This is a genomic window from Providencia sp. PROV109, from assembly GCF_033681625.1.
GTDB lineage: Bacteria > Pseudomonadota > Gammaproteobacteria > Enterobacterales > Enterobacteriaceae > Providencia > Providencia hangzhouensis.
This window is the reverse complement of sequence record NZ_CP096320.1, coordinates 1587102-1602569: the sequence shown is the minus strand read 5'-3', so window position 1 is coordinate 1602569 and position 15468 is coordinate 1587102. Positions and strand designations below refer to the sequence as shown.

Here is a 15468-nt window from a genome sequence, read left to right as displayed (position 1 = left end):
TTATCTATCGTCTCTATAAAAATGCCTGCTAATGCAGGCATTTTTTTGTTCACATCATTTTCATTTAATCATTATTAACCGAAAATGGCACTCCACCAGCCGCTAATCGTTTTCATGATGTAATCCCAAATACGACCGAAGAACCCAGCCTCCTCAACGGCACTTTTTGCAACTAGAGGATGCTGTTCGACGATTTCATCATTCAGAATAAAGTTAATCGTTCCTACCGCTTGGTTTTTAGCAAGAGGCGCTTCAAGTGAATCGTTAGTTAGTTGAATATCCACTTTCAAGTTTTGCAATTGCCCTTTAGGAATCGTAATTGAAACATCATCGGCAACCCCTAAATCAACTTCTGAAGTATCACCAAACCAGACACGCTGCTTTTTCAGTGTGGCATCTGCCTTAATTGGCGTGACTGTTTCAAAGAAACGGAAACCCCAAGTGAGTAATTTTTCGCTTTCAGAAAAACGCACACGGTCACTTGGCGCTCCCAACACAACTGAAATCAAACGCATATCGCCTTCTGTTGCAGAGGCGACTAGGTTATGGCCTGCTCCACTCGTGTGCCCAGTTTTTACGCCATCCACTTTTAAATTTTGGTTCCATAACAGACGGTTACGGTTTGGTTGACGAATTTTATTAAAGGTAAACTCTTTTTCCTTGTGCAGTGCGTATTCATCGGGAACATCACGGATCATTGCTTGGGTTAACAATGCCATATCCCGTGCAGTACTATATTGCCCCTCTGAATCGAGGCCATGAACGGTTTTAAAATGGGTATTCTTTAAACCAATCTTTTGCACGTATTGATTCATTAAACTCACAAATGAGTCTTGGCTACCTGCAACATAATCGGCAAGAGCAATACTGGCATCATTCCCTGACTGGATCACAATCCCTTTATTTAAATCCAATACGGAAACACGATCTTTTGGCTTTAAAAACATCAAAGAAGAGCCTTTAAGAACAGGGTTTCCCGTTGCCCATGCATCTTCACCTACCGTAACCATATCCTGTGGGGTAATTTTCCCCGCATTCACCGCTTGCCCAATCACATAGCTGGTCATAATTTTTGTTAAACTTGCGGGATCTAAGCGTTCATCTGGATTCCCAGACGCTAAAATTTTGCCGCTATTATAATCCATCAAAACAAACGCTTTTGCATCGACTTGAGGAGCAACCGGTGTCTGCGCCGCATAAGCACTGGTACTTACGGCAACCAAAAGACTCAACCCAATACCAGCTCGGCGGGTTTTTAAAGACAACATTTTCTTACTCATCGGTTATTCCTTCACTTAATTCTACACATTTAAATTACTGTCATTGACTCAACATCACTAAACGAGAACCCATCGCTGTGACAAAATTTGATAACTAGACCTAATATAAGACTTTAATTTCACTGAGGCCACTGATAACAAATAAACATTTGCCTCTGAGTAAATTTAATCTATCTTAACCATGGTCGATGCCAAAAAATCAATTTAGGAGACTGCCATGTTAACTGTTTGGGGACGCGTCAACTCTTCCAATGTCAAAAAAGTACTTTGGTGCTTAGAAGAATTAAATATCGCTTACAATCAAAAAGATGTGGGTGGCCCATTTGGTGGGCTAGATACACCTGAATATATAAAAATGAATCCAAACAGCACAATTCCAACTCTACAGGATGATGACTTTGCGCTGTGGGAATCGAATGCGATTTTACGTTACCTTACGGAAAAGTTTGATCATTCTCACTTATTGCTCGCACAAGACCTACAAGAACGAGCTGCCGCAGATAAATGGATGGATTGGAGTGGTGCTAATTTATTCGACCACATTAAACAGATGATGAACAAAATTGTTCGTGTCCCAGAAGCGGATAGAGACCCAGAACAAGCTAAAATTATTTATGGCAATATCAATCGGTTACTAACCATTGCTGATAATGCATTAGCTAACCAAGCCTATTTCAGTGGTGATAAATTTGGTATCGCTGACATTGCTATCGCACCACTATTTTACCCTTGGCATGAAATTGTCACTGAACGCCCCGAATTTAACAATTTGGAACGCTGGTACCAGCAACTGACCACACGCCCTGCGTTCCAAAAAATTGTCATGATCCCGATTAAATAATCACAGGGTCATATTCATCAAACTTGGGTTTGGGTACTGGTATTCAAACCCGAGTTCTTGGCAAATTCTATTACCGTTAATGGTTTTCCCCACTAACGTATTCTTCTCTTCAATAAATTGAGGCGGGGTTAACCCGATAGATTGTGCTGCATGAGTATAAAATTCGGCTCGTGTTGGGTGGACTGGCGCACAGAGGTTATAAATATGTCCCCCTTGCGGTTGCTGGAGCAATAATAAAATGGCGGCAATCACATCATCTTGATGCACCATATTCACAGGTTGGTTTGCCCCCTTCACCCCGGTTTTCCCCGCTAAAAAACGCCCTGCATGGCGTTTTTCACCGACTAATCCCGCTAATCGCAGAATATCCACCGATATGTTCGGTAACTGATGCAACCACTGTTCTGTCGCCACCAAGGCTTTAGCTGATTCAGTTACCCCATCCAATGGGCTGTTTTCGGTCATTTCACCATTTTGTTCCCCATAAACCGCAGTAGATGACGTGAAAATAACTTTAGGCACCTGAAAGGCTATTGCGCTATTCACCAGTGTTTCAATCGCCATCACATAGTATTCGGTATTAATTTTAGAGGGCGGAAGCAAGATAACGATAGCATCACTTTGTTCCATCAACTGCGCTAAATCGTCGTCATCACATTCAAGTTCTGGGGTTAATTTCAATGCATAACACTCAATTCCAACCGCTTGAGCGGCTTCAATACCATCTGGTGTCGTTTTAGTTCCAACCACATGAATGCCTTGAGACAATAAGGCTTGGGCGAGCGGTAACCCAACCCACCCTAACCCGATGACAGTGACTTTTTTCATATGAAAACTCCCCAATCGTTCAACTGACTGAAATTAATCACAGAGTAGCTGAAAACCATAAAACTTCCGAATACAATTTCTGAGGGATTTATCACTATAAAAGCGCATCAACTAATTATTATTGGTTATTTTTTAAAAAAAGGTTGCATTCATAGGGGGAAATCGGATAGGTTGAATACCAATGAGTATTTAGTTAGCACAGTGAATGTTTAGTCATTCACTTAAATAACAGAACGGAAGACATTATGAATCGTATTTCACACAACCATCATCACCACCATCATCCTGACTAGTCTTTCGGGCGATGTGTGCTGGAAGACGTTCAACGAATCTTCCGGTGGCTGAAATGCGAATTGAGAGAACCCTCGGAAGATAATCTTCCGAGGGTTTTTTTATTCTTGAACAAAGAGTTACTAAACAAAAAATTTTAAAAGGGATAAGGGTAAAGTCATGTTGGATAAATCACGTTTACGTATTGCAATACAAAAATCAGGCCGTCTGAGTGAAGAATCAAGAGAATTGCTTTCTCGCTGTGGCATCAAAATCAATTTACAACAACAACGTTTGATTGCTTATGCAGAAAATATGCCTATTGATTTACTCCGCGTTCGCGATGACGATATTCCGGGGCTGGTCATGGACGGTGTCGTTGACTTAGGGATCATCGGTGAAAACGTTCTTGAAGAAGAGTTATTAAACCGCCGTGCTCAAGGGGAAAACCCGCAGTATAAAACCCTGCGTCGTCTTGATTTCGGTGGGTGCCGCTTATCTCTCGCTGCCCCATTAGATTTCAACTATACTGGTGCTGAGTGCTTAAATGGCTCACGCGTTGCAACTTCCTACCCTCACTTGTTAAAACGCTATTTCGACCAAAAAGGCATTCAATTTAAATCATGCTTGTTAAATGGTTCAGTCGAAGTTGCCCCGCGTGCTGGCCTTTCCGACGCTATCTGTGACCTCGTCTCTACAGGTGCAACACTTGAAGCAAACGGTCTAAAAGAAGTGGAAGTTATTTATCGCTCTAAAGCCTGTTTAATTCAACGTGATGGCGAGATGTCGCCGGAAAAACAACAGCTTATTGACCGCATGATGACCCGTATCCAAGGTGTTATTCAAGCACGTGAATCCAAATACATCATGTTGCACGCGCCAAGTGAAACACTGGAAGAGATCATTGCCTTGCTGCCGGGCGCTGAACGCCCAACAATTCTACCGTTAGCAGGCGAACAAAGCCGTGTGGCGATGCACATGGTGAGCTCAGAAACGCTGTTCTGGGAAACCATGGAAAAACTCAAAGCTTTAGGTGCAAGCTCTATTCTTGTCCTGCCAATTGAAAAAATGATGGAGTAAGCCGTCATGAAAATGGGATTTAACCAACCTGTTCGCTGGTCGGCTTGTAACCAAGAGCAACAAAGCGCTTTATTAATGCGCCCCGCAATAGCGGCTTCTGGTAGCATTAGTACTGCGGTTAGCCAAATTATTGACCAAGTCCGTAACGAGGGCGATATCGCTCTCAAAGCACTGAGCCGTCGTTTCGATAAAACTGAAATCGAAACAGTGCGTGTACCTGCAAATGCTGTTGACGCGGCAGAGGCTCGTCTTGGTGATGAAATCAAAACAGCAATGAAAACCGCCATTGGTAACATTCGTCGTTTTCACGAAGCCCAAAAACCCACTCCGATTACAGTAGAAACACAGGCAGGCGTCGTGTGCCAACAAGTCACACGCCCAATAGATGCGGTCGGTTTATATATTCCGGGAGGGTCTGCTCCCTTGTTATCAACGGTCATGATGTTGGGAACCCCTGCGAATATCGCAGGCTGTCGCAAAATTATTTTGTGTTCGCCCCCACCTATTGCCGATGAAATTTTGTATGCTGCGAAACTGTGTGGCATCAGTGATATTTTCCAAGTAGGCGGTGCGCAAGCGATTGCTGCAATGGCATTTGGTACCCAAAGTATTCCTGCAGTTGATAAAATTTTTGGCCCCGGTAATGCCTATGTCACTGAAGCAAAACGCCAAGTGAGTCAAAGCCATGATGGAGCCGCTATTGACATGCCTGCGGGGCCTTCCGAAGTGTTAGTCATTGCTGATAACGGTGCAAACCCAGCATTTACCGCATCTGATTTGCTATCTCAAGCAGAGCATGGCCCTGATTCACAAGTTATTTTATTAACTGATGATGAAAACTTTGCCCAACGCGTGATCGAAGAAACAGAAAAACAATTAGCGCAACTTTCACGTGCAGAAATTGCTCGAGAAGCATTGAGCGCCAGCCGTGTCATTATTGCTGATTCGATCGAACAATGCGTTGAAATTAGCAATCGCTATGGACCTGAGCACTTGATTTTACAAACACGCAATGCCGATGACCTAGTCGATTCTATCACTAGCGCAGGTTCCGTGTTTGTCGGAGACTGGTCACCCGAATCTGCAGGAGACTACGCTTCAGGCACAAATCACGTATTACCCACTTACGGGTATACTGCAACCTATTCAAGCCTTGGCCTCGCTGACTTTATGAAGCGAATGACGGTGCAAAAACTGTCGCAGCAAGGCTTATTAGGCTTAGCCAACACCATCGAAACTTTAGCGCAAGCAGAGCAACTCACCGCTCACAAAAATGCCGTTACCTTACGCGTTAACGAACTAAAAAAACAAAATCAGGAGTAAGTCATGAGCCAACCATTTAATGCCGCCAGTCTTGCACGTGAAAATGTTAAAACCATGACGCCTTATATGTCTGCACGACGTTTAGGGGGAAATGGCGACGTTTGGCTCAATGCCAATGAATACCCAATTGCACCTGATTACCAATTCAGTGAACGCAACCTTAACCGTTATCCTGAATGCCAACCGGTTGCGGTGATCAATAACTATGCAGCTTATGCCAAAGTTAAACCAGAACAAGTGCTCGTTTGCCGTGGGGCCGATGAGTCCATCGAGTTGTTAATCCGCGCATTTTGTGAGCCGGGGAAAGATGCGGTGATGTTTTGCCCGCCAACCTATGGCATGTACAGCGTCAGTGCAGAAACCTTTGGTGTTGAACAAAAGAAAATCATGGCGTTGCCAGACTGGGCATTAAACGTTAACGCGATCCGTGAAAATCTATCCAATACCAAACTGATTTATATTTGCAGCCCGAATAACCCAACAGGCAATATCATCGACAATAAAGATTTACGCGAAGTGCTAGATATGGCTGCAGGCCGTGCATTAGTCGTTGTCGATGAAGCCTATATTGAGTTCTGCCCACAATACAGTGTGGCAAACTGGTTAGCACAATACCCAAACTTGGTAATTTTAAGAACCTTATCCAAAGCCTTTGCATTAGCAGGTTTACGTTGTGGTTTTACTTTAGCATCCCCTGAAGTGATTGAAGTGCTATTAAAGGTTATCGCCCCTTACCCGTTATCAACCCCTGTTGCGATGATTGCAGCTCAAGCCCTTGAGCCCCAAGGTATCGAGACGATGAAAAGCCGTGTAGAAACGGTAACAGAAAACCGTATTGCACTTCGTGAAGCGCTACGCGACTTATCAGTGGTTGAACATGTTTATCCAAGTGAAACCAACTATATTTTGGTGCGTTTCACTGATGGAAATAAAGTCTTTAAAGCCCTGTGGGACCAAGGCATTATTTTACGTGACCAAAGTAAACAACCCGGTCTCATTAATTGCCTGCGTATTACTATTGGGACAGAAATAGAAAATACCCGTGTTATTGAAGCTATTGCAGCACTTTGCTAATTAGGAATGATTCATGAGCCAGAAAATTTTATTTATCGACCGTGATGGAACATTAATTACCGAGCCGCCAACTGACTTTCAAGTTGATAGTTTAAGTAAACTCGCCTTTGAAAAAGCAGTTATTCCTAGCTTACTTGCTCTGCAAAAAGCCAATTACCGTTTAGTGATGATAACCAATCAAGACGGCTTAGGCACCGATAGCTTTCCAACAGCAGATTTCGAACCCCCTCATAATTTAATGATGCAGGTATTTGAGTCCCAAGGCGTTAAATTTGATGAAGTGTTAATTTGCCCACATAAGCCCGAAGATAACTGCGCTTGCCGTAAACCTAAATTGCAGTTAGTTGAGCGCTATTTAGACAGCAACGTATTAGACAGCGAAAACAGCTATGTGATTGGTGACCGTGAAACAGATATTCAATTAGCTAAAAATATGGGTATCAAAGGGTTACGTTATAACCCAGCTGAACTTGACTGGGAAGCTATCACCCAGCAATTAACCAAACGCAACCGCCATGCACTGGTGAAGCGTGTAACAAAAGAAACCAATATCCAAGTTGAAGTGTGGCTGGACCAAGAAGGCGGCAGCAAAATTAGCACTGGCGTAGGCTTCTTTGACCACATGTTAGACCAAATCGCGACTCACGGCGGTTTCCGATTAAACATTGAAGTGAATGGCGATTTATTTATCGATGACCACCACACGGTTGAAGACACTGGTCTTGCACTAGGTGAAGCACTGAAAGTGGCGCTGGGTGATAAACGCGGTATCGCACGTTTTGGTTTCGTTCTGCCAATGGATGAATGCCAAGCGCGCTGTGCACTGGATATTTCAGGTCGCCCGCACCTTGAATACAAGGCCGAGTTTAAATACCAACGCGTCGGTGACTTAAGCACAGAAATGATTGAGCACTTCTTTAGCTCACTTTCCTATGCCATGGGTTGCACATTACACCTGAAAACCAAAGGGAAAAACGATCACCACAAAGCCGAAAGTTTGTTTAAAGTTTTCGGCCGCACATTGCGCCAAGCAATTCGTGTTGAAGGGGATACGTTACCTAGCTCGAAAGGGGTTCTGTAATGAACGTTGTCATCCTTGATACCGGCTGTGCAAATTTAGCCTCCGTGGCTTATGCGGTGAAACGCCTAGGCTATAACCCTGTGGTGAGCCGTGATACCAATACTATTTTACAAGCTGACAAAGTCTTTTTGCCGGGGGTTGGTACTGCTAGCGCAGCCATGGAAAAGCTCACTGAACGTGAATTAGTTCCGTTAATCAAAGCACTTACCCAACCGGTGTTAGGTATCTGTTTAGGCATGCAGCTACTCGGCTCTTTTAGTGAAGAAGGCCAATCTACAGTGCCACTACTGGGGTTAATTGATAGCCCTGTACAAAAAATGGATGCCAATGGACTTCCAGTTCCTCATAGCGGTTGGAACCAAGTCAAAGCCTTAGCAGGAAACCCCTTGTTTAGGGATATCCCTGATAATGCCTATTTCTATTTTGTACACAGTTATTCGATGCCTATTTCCAGCAATACCATCGCGCAAACGCAATATGGCAATCCGTTTAGCAGTGCCGTGAATTGCGATAACTTCTATGGTGTCCAATTTCATCCAGAACGTTCTGGCGCAGCAGGTTCACGTTTGATTCAAAACTTTTTGGAGATGTAATTACCATGATCATTCCCGCATTAGATTTAATCGATGGCACTGTGGTGCGATTGCATCAAGGGGATTACGCCAAACAAACTGATTATGGCAATGACCCACTCCCACGTTTGCAGCAATATGAAAAAGAAGGGGCAAAACTATTGCACCTCGTGGATTTAACGGGTGCGAAAGACCCGCAAAAACGCCAAATTCCACTGCTCAAAAAATTATTAGCTGGCGTGAGTGTTCCCGTACAAGTTGGTGGTGGTATTCGTACCGAAGAAGATGTTAAAGCCTTACTGGAAGCCGGAGCGGCTCGTGTTGTCATTGGCTCAACTGCGGTGACCAAACCTGAATTGGTTAAAACATGGTTTGAAACCTATGGTGGGGAAGCCATTGTACTTGCGTTAGATGTACGAATTAATGACAAAGGCGTAAAAGAAATTGCCATTAGCGGCTGGCAGGAGAATTCAAATTTAACCTTAGAGCAAGCCATTGAAATATATCGCCCTTATGGCTTAAAACACGTCCTTTGTACTGATATTTCCAAAGATGGAACATTGGCGGGTTCTAATGTGAATTTATACCAAGAAATTAGCCAAAAATTCCCTGATATTGCCTTTCAGGCATCAGGGGGAATTGGCGATCTAGATGATATCGCGGCTATTCCGCCATCTGGTGCAGCTGGCGTGATTGTTGGTCGTGCACTATTAGAAGGTAAATTCACCGTTACGGAGGCAATCAAATGTTGGCAAAACGCATAATTCCTTGCTTAGACGTCCGTGATGGGCAAGTGGTTAAAGGTGTCCAATTTCGTAATCACGAAATCATCGGTGATATTGTTCCATTAGCACAACGCTACGCCCAAGAAGGCGCAGACGAGCTGGTGTTTTATGATATTACCGCCTCTTCTGATGGCCGAGTGGTAGACAAAAGCTGGGTTGCCAAAGTCGCCGAAGTGATTGATATTCCTTTTTGTGTTGCAGGTGGGATTAAAAGCGTTGACGATGCCGCGCAAATTCTGTCTTTTGGCGCAGATAAAATTTCCATCAACTCCCCGGCATTATCCGACCCTACATTAATCAGCCGTTTAGCTGAACGCTTTGGCGTACAATGTATCGTTGTCGGTATTGACACTTGGTTCGATGAAAGCTCAGGTGAATATCTCGTTTACCAATTTACTGGCGATGAAAAACGTACCACACAAACCACGTGGAAAACCCTTGATTGGGTAAAAGAAGTACAACAACGTGGCGCGGGTGAAATTGTGTTAAATATGATGAACCAAGATGGTGTACGCCAAGGGTATGATCTACAACAACTCAAAAAAGTCCGTGAAGTCTGCCAAGTGCCCTTGATTGCCTCTGGCGGCGCAGGTGAAAAAGTGCATTTTCTTGATGCCTTCACTGACGCAGGTGTTGACGGTGCTTTAGCCGCTTCTGTATTTCATAAACAAATTATTAATATCGGTGACTTAAAACAATACCTAGCCGAAAACGGAGTTCAAATTAGAGTATGTTAACCACAGAACAATGCAGCCAACTTGCATGGCAAAAAGTCGATAACCTGATGCCTGTTATCGTACAACACGCCGTTTCAGGTGACGTGCTAATGCTTGGGTATATGAACCCAGAAGCATTGCAAGTCACCTTAGACAGCCGTAAAGTCACTTTTTTTTCTCGTACAAAACAACGTTTGTGGACGAAAGGCGAAACCTCCAATCATTTTCTAAATTTGGTGGATATCTACCCTGATTGTGACAGTGATACGCTACTGGCTCTCGCACTGCCGGATGGCCCAACTTGCCATAACGGTACACAAAGCTGCTTCGCGCCCGCACAAAGTGACTGGGGCTTTTTATTTGAGTTAGAAACATTACTAAAAGAACGCAAAACTGCCTCTCCTGAAAGCTCCTATACCGCGCGTTTATATGCTAGCGGTACTAAACGTATTGCTCAAAAAGTGGGTGAAGAAGGTGTTGAAACCGCTCTGGCGGCAACCGTTAATGACCGCGCTGAATTGACTAACGAAGCCGCGGATTTGATGTACCACTTATTAGTCTTACTACAAGACCAAGAGCTGGATTTAAGCACGATAATCAAACGTTTAAAAGAGCGTCATCAATAAATAACAGGCTGCCAGCCTCGCTGGCAGTTTTATTTTATGGGTGCAAAATATTATCGATTTGCGCATCGCTCAATGAAATACCAAAGAATTTCAGATAGAAATCAGCCGTTTCTTGTTGCATATCGATATCCACAAAGCGCTCTGGGTACAGTGTTTGTGCTAGCCACAGAAACTGCAATGCCTCCTCTGACGTTTCTCGGCACCACCAAAACATTCCCTTTGGGTTCACATATACCTGCTGGTTTTTTACCGCGCTAATTGCTTTCCATTGAGGAGATGTGAGTATGATATTAGCATCTTCTTTATTCATCGCAACAATCACATCAGGGTTCGCAGTAATAATGCTTTCCAACAAGACCTCACCTGAATTATTTTTTTTATCCGAAAACCAAGTCTCAGCCACATTTTTTGCCCCTGCTAAATCCATCCAATCTTGATTTAATGATGGGCGGCCAGACGTAAATAACACGTTCCCCATACTGTGGTATACCGTCCGTTTTTCTGCATCAGTGAGCCCTTTTAGTCGTTCATTAACTAATACGATATTACGGTCAAAATAGCGTTGATATTCAATAGCTTTACTTTGCGCATCAGGGCCCAGCTCTTTTGCTGTGGCTTGAACCCTTTCTTGTAACGATTTTAATGAATTCGCTGGGTATTCAACCAGTTTCATCCCTGCATTTTCTAATAAATCACGTTGTGGGACTTCCATTCCTTTAGCAATGAACAGTAACTCCGTACGTAATGAAATGATTTGTTCTGGGTTTAATTGATTGCTAATACTGATCACTGGAACATCATCAATATTGGGTAACATTTGGCGAAATAATGGAATTTTTTTCGCGATCATCGATGTGCCGACAATTTGCTCACCGTAACCTAGCATCATAATAATAGTATTTTGTGCTGGCCACGGTGTTGCAATACGCAATTCGGGGTTATCTGTCTTCGCCTGTATTGCGCTACTCATTAGTAGTCCAAACAGTAAAATGACCGATTGCAGAAAAATGGTTTTTCTCATATTTTTCACGCCGTTTCACCTTAACGTAAAACGGCATACTCCTAGACTGTTATAATTAGAAATCAAACGTAACCGTTGCGCGAACTTCACGCCCTGAACCTAAAAAAGCACTTCCCCCTTTCCCTTCTCCATTGATACCTGATGGAAAAATGGAAGCCCAATAGCGCTCATCCGTTACGTTATTGACGGATAATCTGACCGTCGTTGGAACTTGATTGATTTTTGTACTATAACGAGTTCCTAAATCCAATGTTGTGTAGCTACCTGCCCAACTAGTATTGGTGTCATTAGCAGCTCGTTTTCCTGTATAGTGCACATTAGCGCTGTACACCAGTTCTGGCATTGTCGGTAAACTGTATTCCACTAACATATTGGCTTGAACTTTCGGCACACCAACAACACGTTTATCACGCGTTGTCGTGAACTTGGTATCTTTGAGTTTTGGATCTAAGAAAGTCACGCCGCTATAGACATTTAGCCCTTGCCAAACATGGCCGGTTGCCGTGAGCTCTAGCCCTCGGTTTACTTGTTCACCTTGTTTGCGGAACACGTTGTCATCCCCCGCGTAGGCAAATGGCCGCTCCAAATGGAATACCGCAGCACTAAGGTTTAAATCTGCTACATCGGCTTTAATACCCAATTCATATTGTTTGCTACGATAAGGGTCTAAAGTCTGCCCTTCATTTTTCAGGTTTTGATTCATCGGCGCGGTATCCCCCTCTTCTAACGAATCAGCATAGCTAATATAAGTCATCACCTGAGGGGTAATTTTATACATCAATGCTGCTTGAGGGCTGAGGCCATGGTCATTGGTCTGGCTGGTTTTGTGGTTTTGTTTATCAAAGCTACGGCTTTCAATCCAACTTTGGCTGAGATAAAACATGGCTGACCATTGTGAATCAAACGTGATTGTGTCACCGACAGTGATACTTTGTTGGCTATTTTCAGCTGATTTATAACGTGAACCTCCCGTATGAATTTTGCCATCCGATGGCTCTTCCATTGGCGACGGGCGGTGCATATTGGTTTGCCCCAAATCACGTCTCACGCTCTTGTCTTTTGCACTATAAATCGACCAAACATAGCCATTCGTCGCTAATGATAAATCATGACCAATAGAGCCCGTGTCTACATGACCATTAATTACCACTGAATTACTCAACACACGAAAACGTCCCGATGCGGGGGAATCACTTAATGAGCGGCTAATGGTTCCATTGTTATCTTGAATGGCACTCGTCACCGTACGCATCGCCCTATCCGCTTGCTGATAACCAATTGCCGCTTTTAGTGTCCAATCCTCATTAAAATCATGAATTAATCGAGTACTAACGGTATCAGTGGTTAAATCATTTCCTGCGGTATGCAATGCTAAATTTTTATCTTGTGGATTAGGTGATTTTGGTAATTTGATAGCAGAGCCATAACTAAAACTACCCACATAACCTTTTTGCACAAAATTATAGTGGCTGGCATTAAACTGAAGCTGTGTACCCGGTTGAATATTCCAATCAAGCGCCACAGAGGCTAACTTACGGCGTAATGTGCTCTCTTTAAGGCTGCCTGTTCCCTCTTCATCCAACAAATTAAGGCGATATCCAAAACGTTTATCAGCATCAAAATAACCACCTAAATCAGCATGGCCACTATAGGCATTACGGCTTTGGTAACCTAAAGAAAAACGCTGAATATCCTCAGGGCGTTTTGTGGTGAAATTAAACTGCCCTGCGGGACTTGCAGGGCCATACAATGCTCCCGTCAAGCTATTAATAATGTCCACTCTATCCAACATTTCCACGGGAAATGCCGTTGTTGACACCATATACAGATCATCAATCCGGCTATTCGTTACCACGCCACCTTGCATGCCTCGGCTTTGTGGACGCCCTACATCCATCCCTCCACGGGCTTGCATTTGTGTACTTGGCGCATATTTCAATAACTCACTCAAACTTTTAGCTTGTTGATTATTAATCATTTCGCGGCTAATCGTGGTTGTAGAATACGGCGTATCAATCCACTCACGGTTGCCTAATGGACCAATATCAATTTGCGATGTGAAAAAGCCAGCACCAGCCTGTGCTTCCATGATTACATCACTTGGTGCTGCGGTGACTAACATTCTATCTTGCCTAGGTTTAGCCAGTTGCTCAGAAACTTGTGCTGCAACAATAGACGGTGCGATCCCTGCAATAAGCGGCATAATGAGATATAAATTAAATTTACGAGTCATATTATCTTTTCGTTATATAAATTTTTATATTACCTATAATAAAATGCAGCGTAAATGATCAAACTCAATTCTTAATAAGATGTATTCTCAACCATGATAAAAAAAAGGAAAAATAACTCATTGATTTTATTTTGAATAATTAATTCACCAGAAGATATGACAATAAAACCCAAGAATAGATTAACAATATAGTTAAAAACCGCATCTGATATGCAATTTATAATATTTCCCAAATTTATGTTTTTGACTCGCTATATTTCACGGTTGTATCTCTTAATTAACTTGTTATCATTTCTTATTATTGATGTGGTTTTAAAGGGAAAAAACAGTGTCTGAAAATTCTATTTTTATGCAACTCACACAATTACTTGATAAAAATAATGCAAAATATCGTGTGATGGAGCACCCCACAGCAGGGAAATCGGAAGAAGTGGCAAAAATACGTGGCACACAGCTTGGGCAAGGGGCAAAAGGACTAGTATGCCATGTAAAAGGAAATGGCGTTCGCCAACATGTACTGGCGATTTTACCCGCTGATAAACAGGCTGATTTAAATAAGGTTGCCACGGCCATTGGTGGAACCCGCGCATCTTTAGCAAGCCCAAAGGAAGTCGATGAGCTCACTCAATGTGTGTTCGGGGCTATTCCGCCTTTTAGTTTTCACCCTAACTTAAAGTTAATTGCCGACCCACTATTATTTGAACGTTTTGAGGAACTAGCTTTTAATGCCGGTACATTAGAGCGCTCTATTATTTTAAATACAGAAGATTATCAAAGAATAGCCGCACCGACTTTAGTTGAGTTTATTCGCACAGAAGAAAAATAGTTTTGTATTAAAAAAGGGTATTCCACAGAATACCCATCAATAAGTAAAATTAACCAATCAATCGCTGATCATATTCCTGACTGGCATTTTTTAATGCCACAAAATCTGATCCACAAATAAACCGCTTTAATGCGGTAAATTTATCCTCCGACCAATCATAGATTTTCAATGCTAATAGTTCAGTAATTACATCGTGTGAGAAGCGGTAGTTAATCGGCTTTGCAGGGTTCCCTCCCACAATGGAGTAAGGCTCGACATCTTTGACCACTACACTATTAGCAGCAATTACAGCTCCTTCACCTATTTTAACTCCGGGCATGATAAAGGCTCGCATGCCAACCCAGGCTCCGTCGCCAATCACTGTGTCGCCTTTTCCTACATAAGCTTCTTCAATAAATTCAAGAAAAGGATATAAGCAAAACCAATCCATTCGGTGAGTATGATTCCCTCCCATTAATATCACAGCTTCGCTACCAATACAGACATAATCACCGATATAAAGTTGGTCAACATTCCATGCTAGCTGCCAATCTCGGCTTTGTTCATCACCTTGTAGATAACGCACAACTGACCGCTCAAACCCGTTATCCCAGCAGTCGCTATAATAACTATGCTTACCTTTAATATGGATATTGGGATTTTGTACAACCTCATGAAGGAGCTCGTATTTTGACCAATGCTTTTGATTCATGGTACTAAACCTTTTAATTCGTTTATATTTACCATAGAACGCATTCTATGGTGATGTATCCGCGTTCAAAATACATCACACTAAGTAATCATTGGCTTTTTTAGTAATGAGTTATTCATTTTAACCTCACTAGTTCAAATAATATTAATTTCCTCACTCATGGTGAGCTTTCCAATACTTAGAGTATCATTTAGGAGTAACTATTAAACAATTCATCTTTT

General features: G+C 42.7%; 15 protein-coding genes and 1 other annotated feature. Of the genes, 10 read left to right on the top strand and 5 right to left on the bottom strand.

Features of this window, described 5'->3' with window-relative positions; all coding sequences use genetic code 11:
- Positions 1-74 precede the first annotated feature (74 nt).
- Positions 75-1280, bottom strand: a complete 1206-nt coding sequence (locus M1F25_RS07355) for a serine hydrolase (RefSeq protein WP_094960653.1) — start codon at positions 1278-1280, stop codon at positions 75-77.
- Positions 1281-1497: 217 nt separating this feature from the next.
- Between M1F25_RS07355 and M1F25_RS07350 the strand changes: the two genes are divergently transcribed.
- A complete protein-coding gene (locus tag M1F25_RS07350; protein ID WP_004256447.1) occupies positions 1498-2121 on the top strand; it encodes a glutathione S-transferase family protein in 624 nt (207 codons plus the stop codon).
- Here M1F25_RS07350 and M1F25_RS07345 read toward each other — a convergent pair whose 3' ends face one another.
- Positions 2122-2949, bottom strand: a complete 828-nt coding sequence (locus M1F25_RS07345) for an SDR family oxidoreductase (protein WP_004256449.1) — start codon at positions 2947-2949, stop codon at positions 2122-2124.
- Between the two features lie 268 nt (positions 2950-3217).
- Positions 3218-3345: a sequence feature (His leader region), on the top strand.
- Positions 3346-3399: 54 nt separating this feature from the next.
- Between M1F25_RS07345 and hisG the strand changes: the two genes are divergently transcribed.
- Genes hisG through hisIE form a run of 8 tightly spaced genes read left to right on the top strand, consistent with a single transcriptional unit; the run spans position 3400 to position 10476 of the window.
- Positions 3400-4299, top strand: a complete 900-nt coding sequence (hisG, locus tag M1F25_RS07340) for an ATP phosphoribosyltransferase (protein WP_004256451.1) — start codon at positions 3400-3402, stop codon at positions 4297-4299.
- A 6-nt stretch (positions 4300-4305) separates the two neighbouring features.
- Positions 4306-5622 carry a histidinol dehydrogenase gene (gene hisD / locus M1F25_RS07335; RefSeq protein WP_004256453.1) on the top strand — a complete coding sequence of 439 codons (1317 nt, stop codon included), beginning with the start codon at positions 4306-4308 and terminating at the stop codon, positions 5620-5622.
- A 3-nt stretch (positions 5623-5625) separates the two neighbouring features.
- The gene (gene hisC, locus M1F25_RS07330; RefSeq protein WP_004256456.1) at positions 5626-6696 is read left to right on the top strand and encodes a histidinol-phosphate transaminase; all 1071 of its coding nucleotides are present in this window, start codon (positions 5626-5628) and stop codon (positions 6694-6696) included.
- Positions 6697-6709: 13 nt separating this feature from the next.
- The gene (hisB, locus tag M1F25_RS07325; protein WP_004256459.1) at positions 6710-7777 is read left to right on the top strand and encodes a bifunctional histidinol-phosphatase/imidazoleglycerol-phosphate dehydratase HisB; all 1068 of its coding nucleotides are present in this window, start codon (positions 6710-6712) and stop codon (positions 7775-7777) included.
- Positions 7777-8370 carry an imidazole glycerol phosphate synthase subunit HisH gene (gene hisH / locus M1F25_RS07320; RefSeq protein WP_004256463.1) on the top strand — a complete coding sequence of 198 codons (594 nt, stop codon included), beginning with the start codon at positions 7777-7779 and terminating at the stop codon, positions 8368-8370. Before hisB ends, hisH begins: the two co-directional genes overlap by 1 nt.
- A 5-nt stretch (positions 8371-8375) precedes the next feature.
- Complete coding sequence (gene hisA / locus M1F25_RS07315; protein ID WP_181489539.1) at positions 8376-9113, top strand: 1-(5-phosphoribosyl)-5-[(5-phosphoribosylamino)methylideneamino]imidazole-4-carboxamide isomerase; 738 nt, start codon at positions 8376-8378, stop codon at positions 9111-9113.
- Positions 9095-9871, top strand: a complete 777-nt coding sequence (gene hisF, locus M1F25_RS07310) for an imidazole glycerol phosphate synthase subunit HisF (RefSeq protein ID WP_094960647.1) — start codon at positions 9095-9097, stop codon at positions 9869-9871. Before hisA ends, hisF begins: the two co-directional genes overlap by 19 nt.
- Positions 9865-10476: a bifunctional phosphoribosyl-AMP cyclohydrolase/phosphoribosyl-ATP diphosphatase HisIE gene (hisIE, locus tag M1F25_RS07305; protein ID WP_004256466.1), complete on the top strand. Its 612-nt coding sequence runs from the start codon at positions 9865-9867 to the stop codon at positions 10474-10476. The genes hisF and hisIE overlap by 7 nt, the downstream gene beginning before the upstream one ends.
- 34 nt (positions 10477-10510) lie before the next feature.
- Here the strand turns inward: hisIE and M1F25_RS07300 are convergent, their stop codons facing one another.
- Together M1F25_RS07300 and M1F25_RS07295 are read right to left on the bottom strand one after the other, a co-directional pair.
- A complete protein-coding gene (locus M1F25_RS07300; protein ID WP_405127823.1) occupies positions 10511-11485 on the bottom strand; it encodes an ABC transporter substrate-binding protein in 975 nt (324 codons plus the stop codon).
- A 67-nt stretch (positions 11486-11552) separates the two neighbouring features.
- Entirely contained in the window at positions 11553-13730 is a 2178-nt protein-coding gene (locus M1F25_RS07295) for a TonB-dependent receptor (protein ID WP_181489538.1), read from the bottom strand.
- Positions 13731-14079: 349 nt separating this feature from the next.
- On the opposite strand from M1F25_RS07295, the gene M1F25_RS07290 reads away from it, so the two are divergent.
- A complete protein-coding gene (locus tag M1F25_RS07290; protein WP_136134480.1) occupies positions 14080-14556 on the top strand; it encodes a YbaK/prolyl-tRNA synthetase associated domain-containing protein in 477 nt (158 codons plus the stop codon).
- Between the two features lie 49 nt (positions 14557-14605).
- Here M1F25_RS07290 and M1F25_RS07285 read toward each other — a convergent pair whose 3' ends face one another.
- Positions 14606-15247 carry a CatB-related O-acetyltransferase gene (locus M1F25_RS07285; RefSeq protein WP_110591381.1) on the bottom strand — a complete coding sequence of 214 codons (642 nt, stop codon included), beginning with the start codon at positions 15245-15247 and terminating at the stop codon, positions 14606-14608.
- Positions 15248-15468: the final 221 nt, after the last annotated feature.